The sequence below is a fragment of the Pseudomonas sp. FG47 genome, assembly GCF_057809115.1.
Genome location: NZ_JBMDJI010000024.1, coordinates 18,441 through 43,961, shown reverse-complemented (window position 1 = coordinate 43,961; position 25,521 = coordinate 18,441). Strand labels below are relative to the sequence as shown.

Sequence of the window (25,521 nt, the reverse complement as noted above, 5' to 3'; positions counted from 1 at the left end):
GTGAGAGTCCTCTATGTCGAACCCGGACGTACCTGCGAAGCTGCTGGGCCTGCTCGGCGACCAGCTGTCGGCCTGGGGCGTGGCCCTGGCGGCGCTGGTCGCCGGGTGCCTGCTCACGGCTGCGTTGGCTACCGCCACCCACGCCTTCCACAAGCAGCAACTGCGCCAGCGCTTCGAGCTGCTGGCCAGTGAGCGCTACAGCCGTATCGCCGAGCGTTTCGAGGAACAGGAGCAGCGCCTCGATGGCTTGCGGCGGTTCTTCAGTTATTCGAGCCAGGTCACCCCCCGCGAATTCGACGGCTATGCCCGGCCGCTGTTGCACCGCACCCAGGCCTATTCGTGGGCGCCCCGGGTCGAGGCGGCGCAGCGCGAAGCCTTCGAGCAGCATGCCAGTGCCTGGCTGGGGCAGCCTTACCTGATCCGCGACCGCGACGCCCAGGGTGCGTGGCACCCCGCGCCTGCGCGTGACTATTACTACCCGGTGCTGTTCACCCAGGCGGCCAGCCGGCAGGGCCAACCCTACGGCCTGGATCTGCGTGGCCAGCCGCTGCGCGAGGCGACCCTGGCCAGGGCCTTGAGCCCCGGCAGCATGGCGGTGTCGGCACCGCTGGACATGCTCAATGTCGAGCCGGCCTACAGCCGTGGCCTGCTGATGGTCGCCCCGGTGTTCGCCGACTCGGCGTTCGCCGATGCGCCGCCCAGCGGTTATGTCATGGCATTGCTGAGCCTGCGCCAGCTGATCGTCGAAAGCCTACCCACCGTGGCCGACGGCAACCTGGTGGTGCGTATCCACGACCTGTCCAGCGAAGGTGCGCGCGAAGTGCTGTTCGATTCCGGCAATACGCCGGCGCGCATGGCCCTGGCCAGCAGCCACCTGCTGCATCTGGCCGACCATCATTATCAGCTGGATATCCGTCCCAGTCTGGATTTCCTGGCGGCCAACCGCTCTTCGGCGGTGAACGTGGTGAGTGTGCTGGGCGGGCTGCTCAGCCTGCTCTTGGCGGCCTTGCTGTACAGCCTGTTCGGCCAGCGCCAGCGTGCCCTGGGCCTGGTCGCGCGACGCACGGCGGAACTGCGTGTCAGCGAGCAGTCCTTGCGCGAGACCCACAACCAGTTGCGCAGCGTGCTCGATGCCGCGACCCAGGTGGCAATCATCGCCACCAGCCTGCGCGGGGTGATCGACACGTTCAACGCCGGCGCCGAGCGCATGCTTGGCTACTCGGCCAGCGAGGCCTTGGGGCAACTGACCCTGGAGGATCTGGTGCAGCCCGACGAGCTCCACCGGCGCGCCCATGCCTTGAGCCAGCGCTATGGTCGCGAGGTGGGGGCGGGCCAGGCGATGTTCGCCGAAACGGTGCAGGAGGGAGCGGGCGAGCCGGCCGATTGGACCCTGGTGCGCAAGGATGGCAGCCACTTGCTGGCCAACATGCTGGTGACCGCTGTGCTCGACGAGCAGGGGCTGTGGGTGGGGTACCTGGCGATCTGCATCGACGTCACCGAGCGCCGCCGGGTACATGAAGCACTGGCGGCCCGTGACCGCCTGTTGGAGAAGCTCAGCGACGAGGTGCCGGGAGGCATCTACCAGTACCGCCTGGACGTCGATGGCCATTCCTGTTTTCCCTACGCCAGCCGGGGCTTGCACGACATCTACGAGGTCGACCTGGCGTTGTTGCGCCAGGACGCCTCGGCGGTATTCGAGCGCATTCACCCTGACGACCTGGAGCGGGTGCGGCGCTCAGTGCGCTATTCCGCCGAGCAACTGACGCCGTGGCGAGAGGAGTACCGGGTGTGCTTGCCGCGCGCGGGGCTGCGCTGGGTTAGGGGCGAGGCGACGCCGGAGATCGGCGACCATGGCTGTACGCTCTGGCATGGCTATCTCACCGATATCTCCGACCTCAAGCGGGTGGAGGAGGAGCTGCGCACGTTGTCGATCACCGACGCACTGACCGGTATTTTCAACCGTCGCTATTTCCAGGAGCGTTTACGCACTGAATTGGACCGGGCGCAGCGCGGTGGGCTGGACCTGGCGGTTATCATGCTCGATATCGATCATTTCAAGCGGATCAACGATCAGTTCGGCCACGCGGTGGGGGACCATGTGCTGCGCAGCCTGTGCCAGCGCATCGGGCGTCGGCTGCGGCGCACGGATGTGTTCTGCCGGCTGGGAGGCGAGGAGTTCATGGTGCTGTGCCCGGGCAGTCATGCGGGTCAGGCACAGGTGCTGGCGCAGGAGTTGTGGCAGGGGGTGCGCAGTGTGCCGGTGGAAGGGGTGGGGCGGGTAACGGCGAGCTTTGGCGTGGCAGGGTGGCGGCCCGGGGAAGGCGCGGATGCGCTGTTGTTGCGGGCGGATGCGGGGGTGTATGCGGCCAAGCAGGCTGGGCGGGATCGAGTTGAGGGGGAGTTGCCTTGAGGTTGGTGGGTGTCCGGCGAAAGCCTGGCAGCGCTCGATCTCATCGGCGCCGCAAGGCTTTCGCCTGGCCTGCTAAGGTATCACCCCAACCGTACCATTACCCACCTTCGGCTGCCGGTAAAGGTCCAGCAACACCTGGTCCAGCACCTGCGAAGCGCCCCATGGCTTGGGGTCATTGAGAATGGCCGCCACCGCCCAGGTGTGACCGTTGCTGTCACGGCTGAACCCGGCAATCGCTCGCACGGTGTTCAGGGTGCCGGTCTTGATATGCCCCTCGCCGGTCATGGCCGTGCGCTTGAGCCGCTTGCGCATGGTGCCGTCCATGCCCACCAGCGGCATCGAGCTGATGAACTCTGCCGCATAGGGGCTCTTCCACGCCGCCTGCAGCAACGCCGCCATTTCCCGGGTGCTAACCCGCTCGGCACGGGACAGCCCCGAGCCGTTCTCCATCACCAGGTGCGGCGAGGTAATGCCTTTTTTCGCCATCCATTGGCGTACTACCCGCTGGGCGGCACGGGCATCGTCGCCGTCGGCGTCGGTGCGGAACTGCGCGCCGAGGCTGAGGAACAGCTGCTGGGCCATGGTGTTGTTGCTGTACTTGTTGATGTCGCGGATCACTTCCACCAGGTCCGGCGAGAAGGCTCGGGCCAGCAGGCGTGCGCTCTTGGGCACATTCTCGAAGCGGTCGCGGCCCTGAATGCTGCCGCCGAGCTCATTCCAGATGGCCCGTACCGCGCCTGCCGCATAGGTCGGGTGGTCGAGCAGTGCCAGGTAGGTCTGCGAGTTGCAGCCATCGGCCAGTTGCCCGCTGACCGTCACGCTGACGCCGTCGGGCTGCACCACTGGGTTGTAGCGCACCTCACCGCTGCATTGCTTGCCCGACAAGGCCTTGACCTGGTTGTCGATGCGAATGCTGGCGATCGGCGGTTCGACCGAGACTGTCACCTTGCCGCCGTCGTTGCGGGCAACGAAGCGCAGGGCCTTGAGGTTGACCAGCAGCGAGTCCGGCTTGACCAGGAACGGCTTGTTGTCGTCGCCGCCGTCGTCGTTGAACTGCGGCAGGTTGGGCTGCACGAAGTGGCTGCGGTCCAGCACCAGGTCACCGGTCACGGTGCGCACGCCGTTGGCGCGCAGGTCGCGCATCAGCAGCCAGAGCTTTTCCATGTTCAGCTTGGGGTCGCCGCCGCCCTTGAGGTAGAGGTTGCCGTTGAGAACGCCATTGCTCAGGCTGCCATCGGTGTAGAACTCGGTCTTCCACTGGAAAGTCGGCCCCAGCAGCTCGAGGGCGGCATAGGTGGTGACCAGCTTCATGGTCGAGGCCGGGTTCACCGACACATCGGCGTTGAACACGGTCGCGGCCCCTGGGCCGTCGAGTGGCAGCATCACCAGGGACAGGGCCGAGTCTTGCAGTTTGTTGGTCTTGAGTGCCTGCTGCACCTTCGCTGGCAGGCTGGTGTTGACGGCGGCGGCCTGGACCGACAGGGAGAAGGGCAGGAACAGGCCGGCGAACAGTAGTGGGCGGAGCGTCTTGATCATGAGTGCGCGAACCCTGCGGGCGAGGGAAAAGACAACGGGGCTGTAAGAAATGATGGCCCCAGGACGAAATATAGTGCGCATTATGCCCCAAGCGAGGCGCGCATGGGCCGCGTTTGACGGAAAAGCGCCGTTACCCTGCGGAAACTGGTAAAGTGCCGCGCGTAATTAATTGAGAGGATTGTTTCATGGCTACCAACCGTTCCCGTCGTCTGCGCAAGAAACTGTGCGTTGACGAATTCCAGGAGCTGGGTTTCGAACTGAACCTGGGCTTCAAGGAAGACCTGTCCGATGAAGCCATCGATGCCTTCCTCGACGCCTTCCTGGCTGAAGCCATGGATGCCAACGGCCTGGACTATGTCGGCGGCGACGACTTCGGCCTGGTCTGCAAGGCTACCCGTGGTTCGGTCAGCGAAGAGCAGCGCGCTGCTGTCGAGACCTGGCTCAAAGGCCGTAGCGAACTGACCGAGATCGAAGTCAGCCCGCTGCTGGACGCCTGGTATCCGGAAAAGCCGGTCAACCCGGCTTCTTGATCGGCGCAGGCGGTGCGCGCCTCAGCGCGCCGCCTCACCCGACCTGGCCAGGTTCAAGTGCCTGGCCAGGGCCATCTCCGCGCGCCGCATATGCCGCGCCAACGCCTGCCGGCGTATCCTCTGCTCACCCACGGGCAGTTCTGAGTCCTCCAGTGCTTCGCACGCCTGCATCAACGCCCTTGCCTCCAGCATCCGCGCCGCGCTGAGGATCTTGTGTGCCTGCGCCGATAGCGCCGTGGGTGCCTGCTCGGGGTCGATGGCCATGAGTTTGTCCAGGTCCTGACCCAGGCTCTGGTGCAGGGCACTGAGCAGCCGCTCGCGGTCGGCGACGCTGTCACCCACGATCACGGACAGACCTGCGAGGGTGAAGGGCGCCGTTGGTGCAGGGCAATGGCCGCACTGGCGCGGCAGGCGGGCAGCCTGGGCAAGGTGCTGGCCGAGGACCTGCAGACCGATGGGTTTGAGCAGGCAGTCGTCCATGCCCGCATCGAGGCACTGCTGGCGCACCTCGGGCTGTGCATTGGCGGTATAGCCGAGCAGGCAGCAGGGCGGCCGACCTTGTTGGCGTTCTTCGGCGCGCACGGCCCTGGCCAGTTCGTAACCATTCATCAGCGGCATGTTGCAGTCGACGATCAGGACGTCGAAACAGCCCTCGCGCCATTTGTGCAGCCCGTCGCGGCCATCGCTGGCGGACTCCTGGTCCAGCCCCAGGTAGCTCAACTGCTGGGCCATCAGCAACAGGTTGGCCGGGTGATCGTCGACGACCAGGATCCGCAGGTGCGAATCGGGTCGGGCGATATCGCTGGCGAGCAACGGCACGCTTTCGCTCGGGTCGATGCAGTGCAGCGGCATCACCAGGCGAACCCGGGTGCCCACGCCTTGCAGGCTCTGCAGGTCGAGCTCGCCGCCCATCATGGCGCACAGGTTGCGGCTGATGACCAGGCCCAGCCCTGTGCCGGCCCGCGCACCATCGCTGTAGGGGTTGGCCTGCACGAAGGGCGAGAACAGGCGTTGCAAGTCCTGCGCATGGATGCCAATGCCGCTGTCGCGTACTTCCAGTTCGAGCATGGGGGTATCGGACCCGGTGTCCTGGCGCAGGTCGACGGTAATGCGTACCTGGCCTTGTTCGGTGAACTTGATGGCATTGCTGACCAGGTTCGACAGCACCTGCTTGAAGCGTACCGGGTCGAGCATTGCATGGCAGCGCGCGCGTTCATTGATCATCACGTCCAGCGTCAGGCCCTTGTGGCGGGCCAGGCCTTCGAACACCCGCCCGACCGACTCGACCAGTGCCGCCAGGTCCACCGGCTCGGGCGCCAGGGACAGGTGTCCGGACTCGATCCGGGCGATATCCAGGATGTCGCCGATCAGCCCCAGCAGGTCGTTGGCCGAATGATGGGCGACCTCCAGCGCCGGGCGGTCGAGCTTGCCTTGGTCGGCGCGCCTGAGGGCCAGCTCGAGCATGCCGATCAGGGCATTCATCGGCGTGCGAATTTCATGGCTGATGGTCGCCAGGAAGGTGCTCTTGGCGCGGTTGGCGTCATCGGCCTGCTGTTTGGCCATGCGCAGGTCCTGGACCAGTGCGCGACGTTCGCTGATGTCGATCCAGCCGCCGATGATGCCTTGCATTTCGCCAAGCGAGTCGCGATAGGGCAGGATCCAGTGGTAGATCGTCAATTGCGCGCCATTCAGGCGCAAGGGGCGATCGATGATCAATGGCCCTCCCTGGGCCATGACCTGACGATAATCGTCCTGAACCTGTCGGGAATATTCGTCATCGCTGAACGGGCTGTCCTCAAGGCGCTTGCCGATGACCTGCTCGAGGTCCACGCCCAGGGCCTGTAGGTAGCTGTCGTTGCAACTTTTCAGGCGTCCCTCACGGTCGCGCACGTACATGGGATGAGGAGTGCCGTTGAGCAGTGCGCCCATGAACTCCAGCTGGTCGTTGAGGGCCCGCTCGGCACGTTGGCGCTGCTTGATCTGGCGGCGCAGGCGGGCATTCCAGGCCAGGGAAATCACCAGCAAGACGCCGATCACCCCCAGCACTTGCAGGATGATGCGGCGAAAGCTTCGCCAGTAGGCGTCGTCACGCACACCGTGGTCGCGCCAGCGACTGTTGATTACCCCCAGCTCTTCCGGCGAGATGCTCAGCAGTGCCTTGTCGAGTATCGACGCCAGCTCGCTGTCCTTGGAGGTGGTCGCCATCGAGAAGGTGGCAGGTTCGGTGCCCACGGTGTTGCGAATGACCAGGCCGGTGCTGCTGGCGAGCATGTGGTTGGCGTCGATCAGGGTGGCGATCGCGGCGTCCACCGCACCGCTGTTGAGCAGGGCCAAGGAGTAGTAGGTGCTTTCGGTGGCCACTTGATGGACCTGCGGGTGGCGGGCGCTGAGTAGCGTGGTCACGGCACTGTCGCGGGGCACGGCGACACGTTTACCCTTTAGTTGCTTGAGGCTGGCCGGCTGATCTGCGCCGGCTTGACTGACCAGCACATAGGCGCTTTCCAGGTAGGGCCTGCTGACCTGTAGCGGATCTCCCTGGCGGTTATCGGTGGACAGGCTGGCGATAATGTCGGCGCGGCCGGTATCGAGCTGTTCGAGCATGTCGCTATCACCGCTGGCGCGGCGGATCTCGAAGCGCAGGCCTGTGCGCAGGCGAATCAGTTCGAGTAGGTCGGCGACGATGCCGCGCAGACGGTCATTGCTGTCGAAGAACGTCAGCGGTGCGGCGGTCTCGTTGACCACTACACGCATGATCGGATGGTTGTGCAGCCAGTTTTCCTCCCGTGGCGACAATTGCAGCTTGCGGTCGGTCAGCAGGCTGCCGCTGCTGGCACTCCAGCGTTTGAAGATATCGTTGCGGGTGGGCAGGGTCTGGGCATCGAGGGCGGCATCGACCAGTGTGCGCAGCATGAGGTCGTTCTCACGCAAGGCGAAGCTGAAGCCCACGGCTTCATGTTTGCCGAAATTGGCCATGCGCAGGTGGGGCAGGTGGCCCTGGCGGATCAGGTAGTGGGTGGACACGGTGTCGCCGATGAACACGTCGGCCTGCTCGAAAGCCACCGCGTTCAAGGCCTGGGTCGATGACTCGAACGTCAGCAGTTCGGCCTTGGGGTAGTTGGCGTGGATTTCTTCGGTTGGCAGGTAATGGTAGAGCATGCTCAAGCGCATGCCTTCCAGGCCAGTGTCCAGCGCTCGGGTTTCGTCTTCGCGGGTCACCAGCACAGGCTGGTCGATGGCATAGGGGCGGGACAGCGCCAGCCCTTCGGTGGTCGCCTCATAGCCGTTGGCGCTGCCGAGCAGGTCGATCTGGCCGTTCTTCAGGGCGGCCACCGCCGCTGGCCGGCTAGGGAAGCGTTGCACTCGCACCGCCAGCCCCAGGGCGTTGCCGATCAGGCCAGCGTAGTCGGCGGTGAGACCCTGGTACTCGCGGCCACCAGTGGCGATGTCGAATGGCGGGTAGTCGGGGGCCGAGGTGCCTAGGACCAGTTCGCGGCGGGTCGACAGCCACTGGTACTGATCAGCGGTCAGGCTCGGTCGGATTACCGCCGGCGATGACCGGCTGAGCAAGGTGTAGGTGCGCCCCTGGTCCACGGTGACGCAGGCGCCTTGCAAAGGCGCGCCCAGGCTCAGGCAGAGCATTGATGTCGCCAAATACCTCCACATGCCGACCTCAGACCAGTGCGTTGCGCTTGGCGATTTCGATCAATTCCACCAAGGTGCTGGCCCGCAACTTGTGCATCAGGCGCTTCTTGTAGGTGCTGACGGTTTTGCTGCTGAGGAACATGCCAGTGGCAATTTCCTTGTTGCTGCGGCCTTGGGCAAAAAGTTGCAGCACCATCAACTCACGGTCGTTGACCTGACGGAACAGTTCGAGCTCCTGGCTGCTGCTTGCCAATGCCGGAGTGAGTGCCTGGCTGGGGAAATAGTTGTACCCGGATAATACTGCCTTGATGGCGCTGAGCAGTTCGCTGAGGTCCTCTTGTTTGCAGACATAACCGGCGGCGCCGGAATGCATGCAGCGAATGGCGAACAGCGCGGGTGACTGAGCCGTCAGCACCAATATTTTCAAGGGTGTGGCCATGGCCTGGAAGCGAGATAGCACTTCCAGGCCATCGAGCTTGGGGATGCTGATATCGAGGATAACCAGGTCGGGCAAGGTTTCGCGGATCATCTGCATGGCATCTACACCATTGTCCGACTCGCCTGCGATGGTGTATCCCTGTGTTTCCAGCAGCATCCGGATCGCCAGGCGAATAACTGGATGGTCATCGACAATAAAGACTGTTTGCATATTCAACATTCCATGCTGCACGGTGAAATCAGCAGGCACATTAGCGTAGTTGAAAGAGCAGTGGCAGGCGCTGGGTTGCCGAAACAGGGATATAGGAATTGACTTACAGTATAAGAGCTATATTGCTACGTGTCGTGTGGAAGTAGGCGGGTAAATATCGGAATCTTGTAATTATTTACTGTGAGTGGGTTGGTTGAGTTTATTTGTGGCTTGTTGTTGTAGGAAGTTTCATCGTTCAGAGTATTGCCGCTGTCGTGATGTGTGCGCCTTGCCGGCAAACCACACACTAGTGCCTGGTTTGCCGGCAAGGCTGGCGCCTGCGGGTTGCGTGCTTGACCGGACATCCCTTACTTCGGGCTGGAGCGCCCGGTCATTTCCAGGGCCATCTCACTGGCGAAGCTGTCGGTCATGCCGGCGATGAAGTCGATCATCCGCAGGAATGCCCCGTGCAACGAACCGTGGGGGTCGGGCGCATTGTTGCCGATCAGGTCGAGCACTCGCCGGCTCTTGAACGACGGCGTGCGCCCGCCGTGTTGTTCCAGGGCCGCGCCACAGAAGGTATTGAGGAGAATTTCCAGGGTGGTGTAGGCGCCGATCTCGTGTAGGGTCTTGCGTTTGTCCTGGAAGATTTTCTTGCGCGCCATATCCTTGGCCTGGAGCACACAGCGCTGGGCCGGACCGTGCATGTGCTCGACCAGGTCGCCGGGCAGGCGTCCGGCCAGCAAGGCGGTCTGCTGCTCGACGAAGGCCTGGGCGGCGGCGTTGGTCAGGTGCTCGATGGCCTTGCCGCGCAGGATCGCCAGCTTGCGGCGGCGCGAATCGCCCGGCCCGAGCAGGCGGTAGGTGTCCGGCAGGTCGTCGCCGACCAGATCCAGCAGCAGCGCCTCGACTTCAGCGTACTGCAGCAGGTCCATTTCCAGCCCGTCCTCGAGGTCGATCAAGGCGTAGCAGATGTCGTCGGCGGCTTCCATCAGGTACACCAACGGGTGGCGCGCCCAGCGCTGGTGTTCGAGCTGCGGCAGGCCCAGCTTGCCGGCGATCTGTTCGAGCAGGCCCAGCTCGCTCTGGTAGCAGCCGAACTTGTGTTTCTTGTAGCCCAGGGCATCGGCATGGCGTGCGGCCCAGGGGTACTTGAGGTAGGCGCCGAGGGTGGCGTAGGTCAGGCGCATGCCGCCGTCGAACTGGTGGTATTCCAGTTGGGTGAGCACGCGAAAGCCTTGGGCATTGCCCTCGAAATTGAGGAAGTCGGCGCGTTGGTCGTCGCTCATGTCGTCCAGCCAGCCGCGCCCGGCGGCCTGCTGGAACCAGTGGCGGATGGCGTCTTCGCCGGAGTGGCCGAACGGTGGATTGCCGATGTCATGGGCCAGGCAGGCGGATTGCACGATCATGCCCAGGTCGCTTGGCTCGCACCAGTCCGGCAAGCTGGCGCGTAGGGTCTCGCCGACGCGCATGCCGAGCGAGCGGCCGACACAGCTGACCTCCAGGGAGTGGGTGAGGCGAGTGTGGATATGGTCGTTGCTGGAGACCGGGTGCACCTGGGTCTTGCGCCCGAGGCGGCGGAAGGCGCCCGAGAAGATCACCCGGTCATGGTCCTTGTGGAAGGGGCTGCGGCCAAGTTCCTCGGGGCTGTAGAGGGCTTTGCCGAGGCGTTCGCGGGTCAGCAGGGTGTGCCAGTCCAAGGCGTGTTCTCCCGTCGTTGAATCGGCATAGCTTCGGGTGTCCGAGGCGCGCGCGCAAGGGCGGCGCGCGTCGTGTTTCAGGGACGACGACCGTTGAGGAACAGACGCACCAAGGGTACCAGGCTGGTACCCACGCGGATCAGCCGCGCCAGGTTGCCGCTGCGCACGCCCTTGCCGGTGAGAAAACCCAGCGCGACCACGGCGCCGATGCCCCACAGCGAGCCGTGCTTGAACCCGAGGCCTTCGCCGAACGAGCCGCCCATGCCGCGCAGGCGCCGCACCGGTTCGAGCAGTTGGCCGGATTCGTGGCGAATTTCCTGGCGGTGCATTTCCATGCGTAGACGCAGCAGGGCCTTGCGCAGTTCCCGTGGATTACGGGTATTGGGAAGTTCGGGCAGGCTCATGGCAGCAGGCGCTCCCGATCCTTGGCCAGCTCTTCGAGCGTGGCGTTGAATGGCGAGGATTCGTCGAACACCGCGGCTTTCAGGCGCAGCCCGCAGTACAGCGCGGCAACGCCATAGAAGACGCACAGGCCGATGATCCCGGCCAGCCGGTAGCTGTCCCACAGCAGCACCAGCACCAGGCCGGACAGGGCGGTCAGCAGCAGCAGGGCGAACACCAGTGCCAGCCCGGCGAACAGCAGCAGGCTGAGGGTGCGTGCCTTCTGCTCCTGCAACTCGATGCCGAACAGTTCGATATGGCTGTGCAGCAGTCCGAGGATGGCCGCGCCGAGGCGCCTGCCGGAGGCGCTGGCGCCGATGGCGTCGTTATCCATGAAGGTTCCTCAACGCTTGGCCAGCAGGCCGATCAGCAGGCCGACGCCGGCGGCGATGCCGATCGCCTGCCAGGGGTTGTCCTGCACGTACTGCTCGGCGCTGCCCAGGGCCGCCTGGCCGCGCTGGCGCACCGAGTCCTGGGTCAGTTGCAAGGTTTCGCGGGCCTGCATCAGGCGGTCGTGGATTTGCTCGCGCAGTTCGTCGGCCTGGTCGCCAGCCAGGTTGGCGGTATCGGCGAGCAGTTTCTCGGTGTCGCGGACCAGGGCCTGGAAGTCAGCCATCAAAATGTCTTGTGCAGTCTTTGCCGATTTGCTGGCCATGGATGGGCCTCTCCCTGTGGATGTGTGTGGCTATTTCGAGTGACCGCGCGCACCGAAGGTTCAGCGCGATGTGCTGGTACAGCGCTTGCTAATAGCTCTGCGTCGAATGTGCCGCATGCCGTGCGCCACTTCGGCGGATACCGATAAACCTTAACCCAATCCACGACAAACCCAAGAAAAAACCACGCAGGCGCCGCCCGGTTCAGCGAAACGGGACAGGGGCCTGGCACTGATTCGGTGCAAGGATGCCGGCTCTTGAACTGTCCTGGTGCCTTTTTGCAGGTCTGCCTTCTATGCAAAACACGCTCAGCGCGATGGACTCCCTGGTCCATGGCTCCAACACCTTGTTCATCCTCATGGGGGCGATTCTGGTCCTGGCCATGCACGCCGGCTTCGCCTTTCTGGAAGTCGGTACCGTGCGCCACAAGAACCAGGTCAACGCCCTGTCGAAGATCCTCAGCGACTTCGCCGTCTCGGCGTTGGTGTACTTCTTCGTCGGCTACTGGATCGCCTACGGCGTGAGCTTCCTGCAGCCGGCCGCGGTGCTGGCCGGCCATCACGGCTATGCGCTGGTCAAGTGCTTCTTTTTGCTGACCTTCGCCGCGGCGATCCCGGCGATCATTTCCGGTGGCATCGCCGAGCGGGCGCGTTTCGTCCCGCAGTTGTGCGCGACGGCGCTGATCGTGGCGTTCATCTACCCGTTCTTCGAGGGGGTGGTGTGGAACGGCAACCTGGGCTTGCAAGCCTGGTTGCAGGCGCGCTTCGGTGCGCCGTTCCATGATTTCGCCGGCTCCGTGGTGGTGCACGCCATGGGTGGCTGGTTGGCGTTGGCGGCGGTGTTGCTGCTGGGCGCGCGGCGTGGCCGTTATCGCGACGGGCGCCTGGTGGCGTTCGCGCCGTCGAGCATTCCATTCCTGGCGCTGGGTTCGTGGATCCTGATCATTGGCTGGTTCGGCTTCAACGTCATGAGCGCCCAGACCCTGCAAGGGGTCAGCGGGCTGGTGGCGATCAACTCGCTGATGGCCATGGTCGGCGGCACCTTGTCGGCCTTGCTGGCCGGACGCAACGACCCGGGCTTCCTGCACAACGGCCCGCTGGCCGGGCTGGTGGCGGTGTGCGCCGGTTCCGACCTGATGCACCCGGTCGGCGCATTGGTCACCGGGCTGGTGGCCGGCGGGTTGTTCGTCTGGTGCTTCACCGCGGCGCAGAATCGCTGGAAGATCGACGATGTGCTCGGCGTGTGGCCGCTGCACGGCCTGTGTGGCGTATGGGGCGGTATCGCCTGTGGCGTGTTTGGCCAGGCAGCGCTTGGCGGGTTGGGCGGCGTCAGCCTGGTCAGCCAGTTGCTGGGTAGCCTGGTCGGGGTGTTGGTGGCACTGGCCGGTGGCTTTGTCGTGTACGGTCTGATCAAGGCGTTGCTTGGCCTGCGCTTGAACCATGAGCAGGAATTCCAGGGTGCGGACCTGGCGCTGCACCGAATTGGCGCCACCAGCCAGGATTGAGGCAGGTCAGGTGCGCGATGGCGGGGGCGGGCCTAGAATGAGCATCCATTCATGCGATTGGCGGATGTTTGCATGCTCCCCGAAACCCAACTGTTCGGCACCCTAGGGTGCCACCTGTGCGAAGTGGCCGAGGCCCTGCTGATGCCGTTCGTCGAGCATGGCCTGCTGGTCGAGCTGGTCGATATAGCCGACAGCGAAGCGTTGTTCGAGCGCTACGGCCTGAGCATCCCGGTGTTGCGTCGCTGCGACACAGGCGCCGAGCTCGGCTGGCCGTTCGACGCCGAGCAGGTGGTGGCCTTCCTTCGTTGAACCGCGCATTGACGGCAGGGCGGCTGGCTTCGTATGCTGTATATAAATACAGTATCGAGGTAACGTCATGCTCAATGTCGAGCAACTCAAGTACAGCATCAACCACATGTCCCCCGAGCGTGTGTGCGACGCCGTGCTGGAACTGCGCCTCGACGGCATCGTCACCGACGAGCGCACGCCCTTCGGCAAGGTCCACTTCAATACCTGCTTCGCGGAAATCGAGGCGCTGTTCCAGCGCGCCGGGTTTCACCGTCCGCTGGATGTGGTGGGCTACCAGGGTCTGAGCTACGCCCTCTTTGACCCCGGTCGCTGGGACGCGGTGCAGGTACTGCGCTGGCTCAAGGCGCGTTGCGAGCCGGCCTGCGAGGCTGGTTGAGGCGCGCGGGGTAGGGGATAATGCCTGTCCCTGAAGAACCGAGCCCGCCAATGACCACGCCTTTCGACCCAGCCCGCCAGCAAGCCAGCACCGTATGCCTGCCGCCAGGGCCCTGGGCGACCGTGCTCGATTGCTTGAGCGATCACTTCAAGGGCATCACCCGCGAGCAGTGGCTCGATCGCTTTGCCCGGGGCCGGGTGCTCGATGCCCAGGGGCAGGCTATCGCAGCCGAATTGCCGTATCGGCGCGGCATGCGCCTGCATTATTTTCGTGAAGTGCCCAACGAGAAGGCGATACCGGTGCAGGAGGAGATTCTGCATATCGACGAGCACCTGGTGGTGGCGGACAAGCCGCATTTTCTGCCGGTCACGCCCACTGGCGAATACGTCGAGCACACCCTGCTGCGCCGCCTGATCCGGCGCCTGGACAACCCCCATCTGGTGCCGCTGCACCGTATCGACCGGCACACTGCCGGGTTGGTGTTGTTCTCGGCCAACCCACAAAGCCGTGGTGCTTACCAGCGCCTGTTCCCGGAACGACGCATCGACAAGCACTACCAGGCCATTGCCGCTGCGATGCCGCAGCATGACTACCCGCTGGTGCATCGCAGCCGTCTGGTGCATGGCGAGCCGTTCTTCCGCATGCATGAGGTCGAGGGTGTTGAGAACAGCGAGACTCACGCCTGCGTGCTGGAGAAAAATGGCGAGCTGTGGCGCTATGGCTTGTCGCCGGTCACCGGCAAGACCCATCAGTTGCGGGTGCATATGGCGGCGTTGGGGGCGGGTATCTGCAACGACCCGTTCTATCCGCGGTTGCTCAGTGAACAGGACGATTATGCGAAACCGTTGAAGCTGCTGGCCCAGAGCCTGAGTTTCGCGGACCCGTTGACGGGTGAGGCGCGCTATTTCGAAAGCCGCTTGCAATTGGACTGGTAAAGATCAGTCACAAACCTTTGAGCAGGCGCTGGGATGGTCGTCGCAGGCGTCGGTGCCAGCACCGCGGCGCCTGATTCGCCAGCAAGGCTGGCTCCTACGGGGAGCGAGCAGGTCGCGAACATCGTAGGAGCCGGCTTGCCGGCGAACACCGGCAAGGCTCCTACGGTTCGTCGCCGCTGCTCAGCGGTTGAAGCGCTCCACCAGCGAATACTGCGAACCGGCGGTGCTGGTCAGTTCTTCGCTGAGCAGCGCCGAACGCTGGGCCTGGCCGGCCGTCTGGTCGGCCAGGTCGGCGATGGTGCTGATGTTGCGGCTGATCTCCTCGGCCACCGCGGACTGCTCCTCGGTGGCGGCGGCGATCTGCGTGGCCATGTCGGTAATATTGGCCACCGCTTCGCTGATACCCACCAGCGCCTGGTCGGCCTCCATTACCCGCTCGACACCTTCCTGGGCCTGGCGATGACCGGTCTCCATGGTCTGCACCGCGTTGTTGGCGGTTTGTTGCAGCTTGGCAATCAGGGTGTGGATCTGCCCGGTGGACTCGGCCGTGCGTTGCGCCAACTGGCGAACCTCGTCGGCGACCACGGCGAAGCCACGGCCCATCTCGCCGGCCCGTGCTGCCTCGATGGCGGCGTTGAGCGCCAGCAGGTTGGTCTGGTCGGCGATGCCCTTGATCACATCGACCACGCCGCCGATCTCGTCGCTGTCCTTGGCCAGCTGGGTGACAGTCAGCCCGGTTTCACCGACGGCGGCGGACAGGCGCTCGATTGCGTCGCGGGTTTCACCGGCAATGTTGCGACCCTGGCTGGTCAGGCGGTTGGCTTCCTGGGTGGCGTCGGCGGTGCGCTGCACATGGTTGGCCACTTCCTGGGTGGTGGCCGCCATCTGGTTGACCGCGGCAGCCACCTGTTCGGTTTCCACGCGCTGGCGCTCCAGGCCCGAGGAGCTCTGGTGGGCCAGGGCATCGGACTGGCGCGCCTGGTCGCTGAGCTGTTCGGCGCTGTCCTGCAGGCGGGTCAGACAGGTCTTCATCCGCGCGTCCTGGCTGAGCATGGCCATTTCCAGGCGCGCCTGCACGCCGCGGCTGTCGGTGTACATCTGCGCGATCAACGGGTCGGAGGTGGTCTGCTCGGCCAGGCGCAGCAGGCGCTTGAGACCGCGTTGCTGCCAGCTCAGGCCCAGCAGGCCCAGTGGTACCGACAGCCCGGCGGCCAGGGCGAAGCCCCAGGAGTGGCCCAGCCAGTTGCCGATCAGGAAGCCGATCTGGCTGACCAGGATGAACGGCAGCCAGTCCTGCAGCACTGGCAGCCATTTGTCACGCTTGGGAATGGCCGAATGGCCCTGGTTGATGCGTTGGTACAACGCCTCGGCGCGGCGGATCTGTTCGGCGGTGGGCTTGACCCGCACCGACTCGTAGCCGACCACCTGGTTGCTATCGAAGATTGGCGTGACGTAGGCATTGACCCAGTAATGGTCGCCCGACTTGCAGCGGTTCTTGACGATGCCCATCCACGGCAGGCCCTGCTTGAGGGTCTGCCACATGTGGGCGAACACGGCCGGCGGTACATCGGGGTGGCGCACCAGGTTGTGTGGTGCGCCCATCAGGTCCTCGCGGGAGAAACCGCTGATCTCGATGAAGGCATCGTTGCAGTAGGTGATCACGCCCTTGGCGTTGGTGGTCGAGATCAACCGCTGCTGGGCAGGGAAAGTCCGTTCTCTCTGGGTAATCGGCTGGTTGTTACGCATTGGCTGTTCAATCCGCGAGGCTTTCCATGGGTATCGGCAAGCCTCTGGTTTTATTGAATGAATAATTAACTGCGTTGATCTGGCGCAAAATGCGTGAGCTGTACCTGGGGTAGCGCGTAGATCGCGCAAGTTGCCGCCAAAAATTACAGTTTTCTTTATAAATGATGACGATTTGGTCTGATCATGACCGATTGTTCAATGCAGGGCCAGCATCGGGTAGCTGAAAGCGGCGAAGTGCGCCAGGTTGACGCAGGCGTGACACAGCACCGCCGCCGTGAGGCCGCCATGGCGATAAGCCAGACCATACCCAACCCCCGCCAGGGTGGCCAGGTAGAACCACTGCCAACCTCCAGCCAGGTGCGCCAGGCCGAATACCAGTGCGGCCACCAGCAACGCCAGCCCATCATGTTTGAACAGACGTTGCAGGCCGCCCTGGATATAGCCGCGGAACAATAATTCCTCGGTCAGGCTCACCAGCAGCAGGTTGTTGGCCAGCCAGAGCCAGGCCTGATCAGGCCATTTTGGTGCCCAGGCCACCAGGCCGAGGGCCCAGGCGCCGCCCAGGCAGGCGAGCAGGGTCAGGGGCAAGATCAGCGCCAGGCTCAGGGCCACGCCGCGCGCGCGCAGCATCACCAACCACGGACAGGCCAGTAGTAGCCACAGGCCAATCAGCGGTTTGTCCAGGTTCAGGTACATGGAGAACGGCACCGCGCCTTCGCTGAGCACGGCCTTGTCGATGACGCGGGCGCCGTGGAAGCCGGGCAGCCAGTGCAGCGCCAGGGCGATGGCGAGGACGATGAACAGCAGGTGGCCGAGGGTCTGTTGCCAGCGTACCCGGCGCCGTGCGAGCAGGCCGCTGCACAGCAGGGCGAGCAAGGCGGGCAGGGCGATCAGGCCGAGGCTGCCGTGGGTCAGTGCGAGGGTGTAGCCGAGGCCGAGCAGGAGCAGGGCGATCCAGTGGGGAAGAGGCATGAGGGGTCCTTGTGCCGGTGGGTCCATGGAGGGTAGGACTTACCCCAAGGCCTTCAGGACACTTGGATGTTTGCGCGCTTGGACGGGGAATGCCGGGACCGCGTTGCGGTCCTTTCACGGCACAAGGCCGCACCTACAGGGGACCGCGCCGTCCTGTAGGAGCGGCCTTGTGCCGCGAAAGGGTCGCAAAGCGACCCCAGCAATCTTGAATTGGAAAGGGATGGGCCCAGCTTTACCCTGCGATCAATTGCCGCAGCACATAATGCAGGATCCCCCCCGACTTGAAGTACTCCACCTCATTGAGGGTGTCGATCCGGCACAACACCTCGATCTGTTCCTGCTCGCCGCTCTCGCGGGTGATGCGCAGCGCCAGGCTCATGCCCGGGCGGATCTGCGCCCCGCCAAGGCCCAGCACATCGATGCGTTCCTTGCCGGTCAGCCCCAAGCGCTTGCGATCGTCCCCAGCCTTGAACTGCAGCGGCAGCACGCCCATGCCCACCAGGTTGGAGCGGTGGATGCGCTCGAAGCTCTCCGCCAGCACCGCCTTGACCCCCAGCAGGTTGGTGCCCTTGGCCGCCCAGTCGCGGCTGGAGCCGGTGCCGTACTCCTGCCCGGCGATCACCACCAGCGGCGTGCCATCCTGTTGGTAGCGCATGGCCGCGTCATAGATCGACAGCTTCTCGCCGGAGGGCACATACAGGGTGTTGCCACCTTCCTCGCCGCCGAGCATCTCGTTGCGAATGCGGATGTTGGCGAAGGTGCCGCGCATCATCACCTCATGGTTGCCGCGTCGTGAGCCATAGGAGTTGAAGTCGCGTGGCTCCACGCCTTTTTCGCGCAGGTAGCGCCCGGCTGGGCTATCGGCCTTGATGTTGCCGGCCGGCGAGATATGGTCGGTGGTCACCGAGTCGCCGAGCAGGGCGAGGATGCGCGCGCCCTGGATATCGGCGATCTCTGGCGGCGGCCCGGCGATGTCGTCGAAGAACGGTGGGTGCTGGATATAGGTGGAGTCGTCCTGCCAGACATAGGTGGCCGCCTGCGGCACCTCGATGGCCTGCCACTGGGCGTCACCGGCGAAGACCTCGGCGTATTCCTTGTGGAACATCCGCGTGTCGACCTTGGCCACGGCCTCGGCGATTTCCTGCTGGCTCGGCCAGATATCGCGCAGGTACACCGGCTGGCCGTCCTTGCCGGTGCCCAGCGGGTCCTGGCCGAGGTCGACGCGCACGCTGCCGGCCAGGGCATAGGCCACTACCAGCGGTGGCGAGGCCAACCAGTTGGTCTTGACCAGTGGGTGCACCCGGCCTTCGAAGTTGCGGTTGCCCGACAGCACCGAGGCGACGGTCAGGTCAGCGCTGCCGATGGCTTGTTCGATGGCCTCGTCCAGGGGGCCGGAGTTGCCGATGCAGGTGGTGCAGCCGTAGCCGACCAGGTCGAAGCCAAGCTGGTCCAGGTACGGGGTCAGGCCCGCGGCCTTGTAGTAGTCGGTGACCACTTTCGAGCCGGGGGCGAGCGAACTCTTGACCCACGGCTTGCGCTGCAGGCCCTTCTCCACGGCTTTCTTCGCCACCAGTCCGGCGGCCATCATCACGCTGGGGTTGGAGGTGTTGGTGCAGGAGGTGATGGCGGCGATCACCACCGCGCCGTCGCGCAGGGTGTGGGTCTGGTTTTCGTGGGTGTAGTCGATCTCGCCAGCCTGGTCGGCGTTGCCCACCGCCACGCCACCGCCGCCTTCGCTTTCCAGGCGGCCGACTTCCTTGGCCAGGGGCTTGGGCTGCAGCTCGATGAAGTGGTCGAAGGCCTGGCGCACCTGGCCCAGGGCGACGCGGTCCTGCGGGCGCTTGGGCCCGGCCAGGCTGGCTTCCACATCGTTCATGTCCAACGCCAGTGTGTCGCTGAACAGCGGCTCTTGGCCGGGCAGGCGCCATAGGCCCTGGGCCTTGCAGTAGGCCTCGACCAGTTGCACTGTCTGTTCGGGGCGGCCGGACAGGCGCAGGTAGTCGAGGGTCACCTGGTCGACCGGGAAGAAGCCGCAGGTGGCGCCATACTCGGGCGCCATGTTGGCAATGGTGGCACGGTCGGCCAGTGGCAGGTCGGCCAGGCCGTCGCCATAGAACTCGACGAACTTGCCGACCACGCCCTTCTTGCGCAGCATCTGCGTGACGGTCAGCACCAGGTCGGTGGCGGTAATGCCTTCGCGCAGCTTGCCGGTGAGCTTGAAGCCGATCACCTCGGGGATCAGCATCGACACCGGCTGGCCGAGCATCGCAGCTTCGGCCTCGATACCGCCGACGCCCCAGCCGAGCACGCCGAGGCCGTTGATCATGGTGGTGTGTGAGTCGGTGCCGACCAGCGTGTCGGGGAAGGCGTAGGTGCGGCCGTCCTCATCGCGGGTCCATACCGTGCGCCCCAGGTACTCGAGGTTGACCTGGTGACAGATACCAGTACCCGGCGGCACCACGCGGAAGTTGTCGAAGGCGCTCTGGCCCCAGCGTAGGAAAGCATAACGCTCGCCATTGCGTTGCATCTCGATGTCGACGTTCTGGGCGAAGGCGCTGGGGCTGGCGTAGCGGTCGACCATGACCGAGTGGTCGATCACCAGGTCCACCGGCGACAGCGGGTTGATCCGCTGCGGGTCGCCGCCGGCCTTGGCCATGGCCGCGCGCATGGCGGCCAGGTCGACCACCGCCGGCACGCCGGTGAAGTCCTGCATCAGCACCCGCGCCGGGCGGTACTGGATCTCACGGTCGCTGCGGCGCTCCTGCAGCCATTTGGCCAGGGCGAGCAGGTCGTCGCCGGTGACGGTCTTGCCGTCCTCCCAGCGCAGCAGGTTTTCCAGCAACACTTTCAGCGACATCGGCAGGCGCTGCAGGTCGCCGAGTTGGTGGGCGGCTTCGGTGAGGCTGAAATAGTGGTAGGCGCGGTCGGCCACCTGCAGGGTCTTGAGGGTTTTCAGGCTATCGAGCGAGGGCATTTACAACTCCTTGTGCTCCGGTGCCCGGCGGCTGCCAATGGCTCGCCGGTGTCACCGCTCTGGATTGGTCCGCACGGCACGGACCTGGCTGAACAGTCAGGTTAGACCGGTTTGCCCGACCTGACCTTTTTCTGGACCGATGGGGCGTGTCGCAGGTTCCGATCTTCCTTTATCATTCGCCGCCCTGGCGCCATCTGCGCCAGTGATGTGGAGTGAGAAATGAATACCCTGTTCATGCATTGCCGGCCCGGCTTCGAGGGCGAGGTCTGCGCCGAAATCAGCGAACACGCCGCCCACCTGGGCGTGGCCGGTTATGCCAAGGGCAAGCCACAAAGCGCTTGCGCCGAATTCGTCTGCACCGAGCCTGGCGGCGCCGAACGCATGATGCGGGAGCTGCGCTTCGCCCAGTTGATCTTCCCGCGCCAGTGGGCGCGTGGCGCCTTCGTCGAACTGCCCGAGACCGACCGCATCAGCGTGCTGCTCGAACACCTGGCTGAACTGCCGGTGTGTGGCAGCCTGTGGCTGGAGGTGCTCGACAGCAACGAGGGCAAGGAGCTGTCGACCTTCTGCCGCAAGTTCGAGGTGCCGCTGCGCAAGGCCCTGGAGAAGGCTGGCCGGCTGGTGGACGACGCCCGCCGTCCGCGCTTGCTGCTGACTTTCATCAGCGGCCGCCGGGTGTTCCTCGGCCTGTCCGAGGCCGACAACTCGGCGTTGTGGCCGATGGGCATCCCACGGCTGAAGTTTCCCCGCGAGGCCCCGAGTCGCTCGACCCTCAAGCTCGAGGAAGCCTGGCACCAGTTCATCCCGCGCGAGCAATGGGACGCGCGCCTGAACGACGACATGACCGGCGTCGACCTGGGCGCATCCCCCGGTGGCTGGACCTACCAGCTGGTCAAGCGCGGCATGCTGGTGACCGCCATCGACAACGGCCCGATGGCCGAGAGCCTGATGGACACCGGCCTGGTCACCCACCTGATGGCCGACGGTTTCACCTGGCAGCCGAAGCGCACCGTGGACTGGATGGTCTGCGACATCGTCGAGAAACCGGCGCGTACCGCGTCGCTGATCGAGACCTGGCTGGGCGAGGGGTTGTGCCGTGAAGCGGTGGTCAACCTGAAATTGCCGATGAAGCAGCGCCATGCCGAGGTGCGCAAGCTGCTGGACCGTATCGAGGCGGGGTTCAAGGCGCGCAAGGTCAAGGTGTCGATCGCCTGCAAGCAGCTGTACCACGACCGCGAGGAAGTGACCTGCCACTTGCGCCGGCTCGACCTGAAGTAACCCCTGCAGGCGCCAGCAAGGCTGGCGCCCGCAGGGAGACGTGGGCCTGCTTATGCGCCACAATGACGATCATTTTGCGGAGTCCTTCATGACCGATTTCACCCACGACGCGATCCTCGATGCCAGCGGCCTGAGTTGCCCGGAGCCGGTGATGATGCTGCACAAGCATGTGCGCGAGCTGGTATCCGGCGGCGTGCTCAAGGTCATCGCCACCGACCCGTCGACCCGCCGCGACATCCCCAAGTTCTGCATTTTCCTCGGCCACGAGCTGCTCGGCCAGGAAGAAGACGCCGGAACCTACCTGTACTGGATCCGCAAGAAGGCCGACTGAGCCCGCCGCGATCGCGCTACACTGCGCTCCCCTGACAGGAGAGCGCCATGCTGATAGTTGCCGACGAGAATATCCCGCTGCTCGATGCCTTCTTTGCCGGTTTCGGTGAAATCCGCCGTTATCCCGGCCGGGCCATCGACGCCGCCTGCGTCAAGGACGCCGACGTGCTGCTGGTACGCTCGGTGACTCGCGTCGATCGGCAACTGCTCGCAGGCAGTCGGGTACGCTTCGTCGGCACCTGCACCATCGGCACCGATCACCTCGACCTCGAACACTTCGCCGAAGCCGGCATCCACTGGAGCAGCGCGCCGGGCTGCAACGCCCGTGGCGTGGTGGACTACGTGCTGGGCAGCCTGCTGACCCTGGCCGAACTCGAGGGTGCCGACCTGGGCAAGCGCGTTTATGGCGTGGTCGGCGCGGGTGAGGTCGGCGGACGACTGGTGCGGGTGCTGCGCGGCCTCGGTTGGAAGGTGCTGGTGTGCGACCCGGTGCGACAGGCCAGCGAGGGCGGTGCCTTCGTCGACCTTGAGACGATCCTTGAACAGTGCGATGTGATCAGCCTGCATACGCCGTTGCAACGCGCTGGTGAGCATCCCACCTGGCACCTGCTCGACCAGCCACGCCTGGCGCGGTTGCGCGCCGGTGCCTGGTTGATCAATGCCAGCCGTGGCCCGGTGGTGGACAACGCGGCGTTGCGCGAACTGCTGCTTGACCGTGAAGACCTGCACGCGGTGCTCGATGTGTGGGAGGGCGAGCCGCAGGTCGACCTGCAACTGGCCGACCTGTGCACCCTGGCCACCCCGCATATCGCCGGCTACAGCCTGGATGGCAAGCAGCGTGGCACCGCGCAGATCTACCAGGCGTTCTGCCGCTGGCGGGGCGAGGCCGAACAGGTGCGCCTGGTCGATTTGCTGCCGGCGCCAGCGCTGGCACAGCTCGAGCTCGATGCCAGCGCGGAGCCGGCCTGGGCGCTGGCCACCTTGTGCCGGGCAGTGTATGACCCACGCCGTGACGATGCGGACTTTCGGCGTAGCCTGAGCGAGGAGGTGGCCGAGCAGCGTGCCGCCTTCGACCTGCTGCGCAAGCATTACCCAGTGCGACGAGAGATCGAGGGGCTGGCGGTGCGGGTGCGCGGCGAAGCGCCGCAGTTGGCGCAGATGGTCAGCGCCTTGGGCGCGATACTGGTGTAGCAGCCGGCTTGCCGGCCAACCACTGCGTTGCCTGGTTCGCCGGCAAGCCGGCTCCTACCGGTATCAAGGGTCAATAAAAACCCGGCGCCTGGCCGGGTTTTAGTGAATACCTAGGCTCAACCCTGCTTGACCTTCTCGACCCGGCTCTGCTCCAGGTCCTTGCAGGCCTTCTGGATCATCTGCTCGGTAATCGGGATCTCGCGCCCCTGGGCATCGATGATCGAGCCGCATACCTGAGGTTGCGGTGGGGTCTTGGGCTTATCGGTGCTGTGCTGCAAGCTCATGTCCTGTCTCCTCATCAGGTTCAAGCTCAAGGGTATCGCTGCGCCGTGACTGGCCTGTGACAGCTTCTGCGGCATCACGACAGCCACAGTCCAACAGACAGCGCGGCAAAGCTCCAGTGACGCATTAGACCGAATGGGTATAGGGCCTGCGGCACCGGCCTTAGCTGCGACGGCGTCTTATTCACGGGAGTTCCGCCACAGTGGACCAGTGGTAGGCTTGCAGGGTCTTCCTGCCGAAAACTGCTCGCCATGCCTGATCCGATGTCGTCTCGCCAGCGCCGTGCCCTGCACCTGGGCTGGCAGTTCATCCGTCCGTATCGCCGGCGGGCCTTGTTGGCCTTGTTGGCCCTGGTGGTCACCGCCGCCATCACCTTGTCCATGGGGCAGGGCATTCGCCTGCTGGTCGACCAGGGCTTCATGACCGGTTCCGCGCACCAGCTCAACCAGACCATCGGCCTGTTCCTGTTGCTGGTCATGGCCCTGGCGGTGGGCACTTTCGCCCGTTTCTACCTGGTGTCATGGATCGGCGAGCGCTGCGTGGCCGATATCCGCCGCGCGGTGTTCGACCATCTGATCGGCCTGCACCCAGGTTTTTTCGAGGACAACCGCAGCTCGGAGATCCAGTCGCGGCTGACCGCCGACACCACCTTGTTGCAGTCGGTGATCGGGTCTTCGTTGTCGATGTTCCTGCGCAACGCACTGATGGTGATCGGTGGAGTGATCCTGTTGTTCGTCACCAACCCCAAGCTGACCAGTATCGTGGTGTTGGCGCTGCCATTGGTGCTGGCGCCGATCCTGTTGTTCGGGCGGCGGGTGCGCAGCCTGTCGCGGCAAAGTCAGGACCGGGTGGCTGATGTCGGCAGCTATGTGGCCGAGACCCTGGGCCAGATCAAGACGGTGCAGGCCTACAACCATGAGGCGCGCGACCGGGCGTTGTTCGGTGAGACGGTCGAGGCGGCGTTCACCGTGGCGCGCCGGCGTATCGCCCAGCGCGCCTGGCTGATCACCCTGGTGATCATGCTGGTGCTCGGTGCGGTGGGGGTGATGTTGTGGGTCGGTGGCATGGATGTGATCGCGGGGCGTATCTCCGGTGGCGAGCTGGCCGCGTTCGTGTTCTACAGCCTGATCGTCGGCAGTGCCTTCGGTACCCTGAGCGAGGTGATCGGCGAGTTGCAGCGGGCCGCCGGCGCCGCCGAGCGTATCGCCGAGCTGTTGGCGGCGCGCACCGCGATCCTGCCACCGGCGCAGCCGCTGCGGTTGCCGGGCACGCGGGCTCGGGGCGCGATCGAACTGCGCGAGGTGCGCTTTGCCTATCCGTCACGGCCGGGCATGGCGGCTATCGATGGCTTGAGCCTGCAGGTACAGCCGGGGCAGACCGTGGCGCTGGTCGGGCCTTCGGGCGCAGGCAAGTCGACCTTGTTCGACTTGCTGCTGCGCTTTCACGACCCGCAGGCGGGGGAGATCTTGCTCGATGGCCAGGCGATCACCGGGCTCGAGCCTGCCGAGCTGCGTCGCCAGTTCGCCCTGGTGGCGCAACAACCGGCGCTGTTTCGCGGCACGGTGGCGGCCAATATCCGCTATGGCCGACCCGAAGCCAGCCAGGCCGAGGTCGAGGCGGCGGCGCGTAGCGCTTATGCCCATGAGTTCATCGTGCAACTGCCCGAGGGCTATGAGACGCCCTTGGGCGAGGGCGGCGTCGGCCTGTCCGGTGGCCAGCGCCAGCGCCTGGCGATTGCCCGGGCGTTGCTGCTGGACGCGCCTATCCTGTTGCTGGACGAAGCCACCAGTGCTCTCGATGCGCAGAGCGAGCACCTGATCCAGCAGGCATTGCCGCCGTTGATGGCCGGGCGCACCACCCTGGTGATCGCCCACCGGCTGGCGACCGTGCAGCATGCCGAGCGCATCGCCGTGATCGACCAGGGGCGCCTGGTTGCGGTGGGCACGCACCGCCAGTTGATCGAGCAAAACCCGCTGTACGCACGTTTGGCGGCGTTGCAGTTCAGCAGCGGCTGAGTGTTGTCGGTGTGCGCTGGCAAGGCCGGCGCCTCCCGAGGCGAGGCAGGGCTCGAGCGCTGTAGTCGA

Annotated in this window: 21 protein-coding genes; 10 read left to right on the top strand and 11 right to left on the bottom strand. The window is 64.9% G+C overall.

Going from position 1 to position 25,521, the window contains the following annotated elements; genetic code table 11:
* The first annotated feature begins 13 nt into the window (after nucleotides 1-13).
* Nucleotides 14-2,410 (top strand): sensor domain-containing diguanylate cyclase, encoded by a 2,397-nt coding sequence (locus tag ACODS5_RS17585; protein WP_489109263.1) that lies wholly within the window; start codon nucleotides 14-16, stop codon nucleotides 2,408-2,410.
* A 72-nt stretch (nucleotides 2,411-2,482) separates the two neighbouring features.
* Here ACODS5_RS17585 and dacB read toward each other — a convergent pair whose 3' ends face one another.
* Entirely contained in the window at nucleotides 2,483-3,946 is a 1,464-nt protein-coding gene (dacB, locus tag ACODS5_RS17580; protein ID WP_134693172.1) for a D-alanyl-D-alanine carboxypeptidase/D-alanyl-D-alanine endopeptidase, read from the bottom strand.
* 185 nt (nucleotides 3,947-4,131) lie between these two features.
* Between dacB and ACODS5_RS17575 the strand changes: the two genes are divergently transcribed.
* Nucleotides 4,132-4,476: a YggL family protein gene (locus ACODS5_RS17575; protein ID WP_134693171.1), complete on the top strand. Its 345-nt coding sequence runs from the start codon at nucleotides 4,132-4,134 to the stop codon at nucleotides 4,474-4,476.
* Between the two features lie 21 nt (nucleotides 4,477-4,497).
* Here ACODS5_RS17575 and ACODS5_RS17570 read toward each other — a convergent pair whose 3' ends face one another.
* The 6 genes from ACODS5_RS17570 to ACODS5_RS17545 all read right to left on the bottom strand — a co-directional run bounded on the left by ACODS5_RS17570 (nucleotide 4,498) and on the right by ACODS5_RS17545 (nucleotide 11,542).
* Complete coding sequence (locus ACODS5_RS17570; RefSeq protein ID WP_489109262.1) at nucleotides 4,498-8,115, bottom strand: ATP-binding protein; 3,618 nt, start codon at nucleotides 8,113-8,115, stop codon at nucleotides 4,498-4,500.
* Between the two features lie 31 nt (nucleotides 8,116-8,146).
* On the bottom strand, nucleotides 8,147-8,767 hold the full coding sequence (locus tag ACODS5_RS17565; protein ID WP_489109272.1) for a response regulator: 621 nt from the start codon (nucleotides 8,765-8,767) through the stop codon (nucleotides 8,147-8,149).
* Between the two features lie 347 nt (nucleotides 8,768-9,114).
* Nucleotides 9,115-10,446, bottom strand: a complete 1,332-nt coding sequence (locus ACODS5_RS17560) for a deoxyguanosinetriphosphate triphosphohydrolase (RefSeq protein ID WP_134693168.1) — start codon at nucleotides 10,444-10,446, stop codon at nucleotides 9,115-9,117.
* A gap of 77 nt (nucleotides 10,447-10,523) precedes the next feature.
* Nucleotides 10,524-10,850 carry a hypothetical protein gene (locus ACODS5_RS17555; RefSeq protein WP_134693167.1) on the bottom strand — a complete coding sequence of 109 codons (327 nt, stop codon included), beginning with the start codon at nucleotides 10,848-10,850 and terminating at the stop codon, nucleotides 10,524-10,526.
* Nucleotides 10,847-11,221: a phage holin family protein gene (locus ACODS5_RS17550; RefSeq protein ID WP_134693166.1), complete on the bottom strand. Its 375-nt coding sequence runs from the start codon at nucleotides 11,219-11,221 to the stop codon at nucleotides 10,847-10,849. The genes ACODS5_RS17555 and ACODS5_RS17550 overlap by 4 nt, the downstream gene beginning before the upstream one ends.
* A 9-nt stretch (nucleotides 11,222-11,230) precedes the next feature.
* The gene (locus ACODS5_RS17545) at nucleotides 11,231-11,542 is read right to left on the bottom strand and encodes an ElaB/YgaM/YqjD family protein (protein ID WP_134693165.1); all 312 of its coding nucleotides are present in this window, start codon (nucleotides 11,540-11,542) and stop codon (nucleotides 11,231-11,233) included.
* 293 nt (nucleotides 11,543-11,835) lie between these two features.
* Here ACODS5_RS17545 and ACODS5_RS17540 point away from each other — a divergent pair, with 293 nt between their 5' ends.
* From ACODS5_RS17540 to ACODS5_RS17525, 4 genes are all read left to right on the top strand, one after another.
* On the top strand, nucleotides 11,836-13,044 hold the full coding sequence (locus tag ACODS5_RS17540; protein ID WP_134693164.1) for an ammonium transporter: 1,209 nt from the start codon (nucleotides 11,836-11,838) through the stop codon (nucleotides 13,042-13,044).
* A 72-nt stretch (nucleotides 13,045-13,116) separates the two neighbouring features.
* Nucleotides 13,117-13,353 carry a glutaredoxin family protein gene (locus tag ACODS5_RS17535; protein WP_134693163.1) on the top strand — a complete coding sequence of 79 codons (237 nt, stop codon included), beginning with the start codon at nucleotides 13,117-13,119 and terminating at the stop codon, nucleotides 13,351-13,353.
* A 67-nt stretch (nucleotides 13,354-13,420) separates the two neighbouring features.
* The gene (locus tag ACODS5_RS17530; protein WP_134693162.1) at nucleotides 13,421-13,729 is read left to right on the top strand and encodes a transcriptional regulator; all 309 of its coding nucleotides are present in this window, start codon (nucleotides 13,421-13,423) and stop codon (nucleotides 13,727-13,729) included.
* A gap of 50 nt (nucleotides 13,730-13,779) precedes the next feature.
* Entirely contained in the window at nucleotides 13,780-14,664 is an 885-nt protein-coding gene (locus ACODS5_RS17525) for a pseudouridine synthase (RefSeq protein ID WP_489109261.1), read from the top strand.
* A gap of 180 nt (nucleotides 14,665-14,844) precedes the next feature.
* Here ACODS5_RS17525 and ACODS5_RS17520 read toward each other — a convergent pair whose 3' ends face one another.
* The 3 genes from ACODS5_RS17520 to acnA form a co-directional block, all read right to left on the bottom strand.
* Nucleotides 14,845-16,410 carry a methyl-accepting chemotaxis protein gene (locus tag ACODS5_RS17520; RefSeq protein ID WP_134693160.1) on the bottom strand — a complete coding sequence of 522 codons (1,566 nt, stop codon included), beginning with the start codon at nucleotides 16,408-16,410 and terminating at the stop codon, nucleotides 14,845-14,847.
* Nucleotides 16,411-16,605: 195 nt separating this feature from the next.
* Nucleotides 16,606-17,382 carry a CPBP family intramembrane glutamic endopeptidase gene (locus tag ACODS5_RS17515; protein WP_134693159.1) on the bottom strand — a complete coding sequence of 259 codons (777 nt, stop codon included), beginning with the start codon at nucleotides 17,380-17,382 and terminating at the stop codon, nucleotides 16,606-16,608.
* Between the two features lie 232 nt (nucleotides 17,383-17,614).
* Nucleotides 17,615-20,356, bottom strand: a complete 2,742-nt coding sequence (gene acnA, locus ACODS5_RS17510; RefSeq protein ID WP_489109260.1) for an aconitate hydratase AcnA — start codon at nucleotides 20,354-20,356, stop codon at nucleotides 17,615-17,617.
* Nucleotides 20,357-20,575: 219 nt separating this feature from the next.
* Between acnA and rlmM the strand changes: the two genes are divergently transcribed.
* The 3 genes from rlmM (at nucleotide 20,576) to pdxB (ending at nucleotide 23,155) form a co-directional block, all read left to right on the top strand.
* Nucleotides 20,576-21,634: a 23S rRNA (cytidine(2498)-2'-O)-methyltransferase RlmM gene (gene rlmM, locus ACODS5_RS17505; RefSeq protein ID WP_489109259.1), complete on the top strand. Its 1,059-nt coding sequence runs from the start codon at nucleotides 20,576-20,578 to the stop codon at nucleotides 21,632-21,634.
* Nucleotides 21,635-21,722: 88 nt separating this feature from the next.
* A complete protein-coding gene (gene tusA, locus ACODS5_RS17500) occupies nucleotides 21,723-21,965 on the top strand; it encodes a sulfurtransferase TusA (RefSeq protein ID WP_134693156.1) in 243 nt (80 codons plus the stop codon).
* Between the two features lie 47 nt (nucleotides 21,966-22,012).
* Entirely contained in the window at nucleotides 22,013-23,155 is a 1,143-nt protein-coding gene (gene pdxB / locus ACODS5_RS17495; protein ID WP_134693155.1) for a 4-phosphoerythronate dehydrogenase PdxB, read from the top strand.
* Between the two features lie 116 nt (nucleotides 23,156-23,271).
* Here the strand turns inward: pdxB and ACODS5_RS17490 are convergent, their stop codons facing one another.
* Nucleotides 23,272-23,439: a PA1571 family protein gene (locus ACODS5_RS17490; RefSeq protein WP_167659508.1), complete on the bottom strand. Its 168-nt coding sequence runs from the start codon at nucleotides 23,437-23,439 to the stop codon at nucleotides 23,272-23,274.
* A 249-nt stretch (nucleotides 23,440-23,688) separates the two neighbouring features.
* Between ACODS5_RS17490 and ACODS5_RS17485 the strand changes: the two genes are divergently transcribed.
* Nucleotides 23,689-25,452: an ABC transporter transmembrane domain-containing protein gene (locus ACODS5_RS17485; protein ID WP_489109258.1), complete on the top strand. Its 1,764-nt coding sequence runs from the start codon at nucleotides 23,689-23,691 to the stop codon at nucleotides 25,450-25,452.
* Nucleotides 25,453-25,521 lie beyond the last annotated feature (69 nt).

Bases quoted from the DNA above. Each gene is read 5' to 3' on its own strand.
- ACODS5_RS17490 (WP_167659508.1), bottom strand. From the start codon at position 23,439: ATGAGCTTGCAGCACAGCACCGATAAGCCCAAGACCCCACCGCAACCT.
- ACODS5_RS17555 (WP_134693167.1), bottom strand. From the start codon at position 10,850: ATGAGCCTGCCCGAACTTCCCAATACCCGTAATCCACGGGAACTGCGC.
- ACODS5_RS17530 (WP_134693162.1), top strand. From the start codon at position 13,421: ATGCTCAATGTCGAGCAACTCAAGTACAGCATCAACCACATGTCCCCC.
- tusA (WP_134693156.1), top strand. From the start codon at position 21,723: ATGACCGATTTCACCCACGACGCGATCCTCGATGCCAGCGGCCTGAGT.
- ACODS5_RS17485 (WP_489109258.1), top strand. From the start codon at position 23,689: ATGCCTGATCCGATGTCGTCTCGCCAGCGCCGTGCCCTGCACCTGGGC.
- ACODS5_RS17515 (WP_134693159.1), bottom strand. From the start codon at position 17,382: ATGCCTCTTCCCCACTGGATCGCCCTGCTCCTGCTCGGCCTCGGCTAC.
- pdxB (WP_134693155.1), top strand. From the start codon at position 22,013: ATGCTGATAGTTGCCGACGAGAATATCCCGCTGCTCGATGCCTTCTTT.
- ACODS5_RS17575 (WP_134693171.1), top strand. From the start codon at position 4,132: ATGGCTACCAACCGTTCCCGTCGTCTGCGCAAGAAACTGTGCGTTGAC.
- ACODS5_RS17545 (WP_134693165.1), bottom strand. From the start codon at position 11,542: ATGGCCAGCAAATCGGCAAAGACTGCACAAGACATTTTGATGGCTGAC.
- rlmM (WP_489109259.1), top strand. From the start codon at position 20,576: ATGAATACCCTGTTCATGCATTGCCGGCCCGGCTTCGAGGGCGAGGTC.
- ACODS5_RS17540 (WP_134693164.1), top strand. From the start codon at position 11,836: ATGCAAAACACGCTCAGCGCGATGGACTCCCTGGTCCATGGCTCCAAC.
- ACODS5_RS17565 (WP_489109272.1), bottom strand. From the start codon at position 8,767: ATGCAAACAGTCTTTATTGTCGATGACCATCCAGTTATTCGCCTGGCG.
- ACODS5_RS17520 (WP_134693160.1), bottom strand. From the start codon at position 16,410: ATGCGTAACAACCAGCCGATTACCCAGAGAGAACGGACTTTCCCTGCC.
- ACODS5_RS17525 (WP_489109261.1), top strand. From the start codon at position 13,780: ATGACCACGCCTTTCGACCCAGCCCGCCAGCAAGCCAGCACCGTATGC.
- ACODS5_RS17550 (WP_134693166.1), bottom strand. From the start codon at position 11,221: ATGGATAACGACGCCATCGGCGCCAGCGCCTCCGGCAGGCGCCTCGGC.
- acnA (WP_489109260.1), bottom strand. From the start codon at position 20,356: ATGCCCTCGCTCGATAGCCTGAAAACCCTCAAGACCCTGCAGGTGGCC.
- dacB (WP_134693172.1), bottom strand. From the start codon at position 3,946: ATGATCAAGACGCTCCGCCCACTACTGTTCGCCGGCCTGTTCCTGCCC.
- ACODS5_RS17585 (WP_489109263.1), top strand. From the start codon at position 14: ATGTCGAACCCGGACGTACCTGCGAAGCTGCTGGGCCTGCTCGGCGAC.
- ACODS5_RS17570 (WP_489109262.1), bottom strand. From the start codon at position 8,115: ATGCTCTGCCTGAGCCTGGGCGCGCCTTTGCAAGGCGCCTGCGTCACC.
- ACODS5_RS17535 (WP_134693163.1), top strand. From the start codon at position 13,117: ATGCTCCCCGAAACCCAACTGTTCGGCACCCTAGGGTGCCACCTGTGC.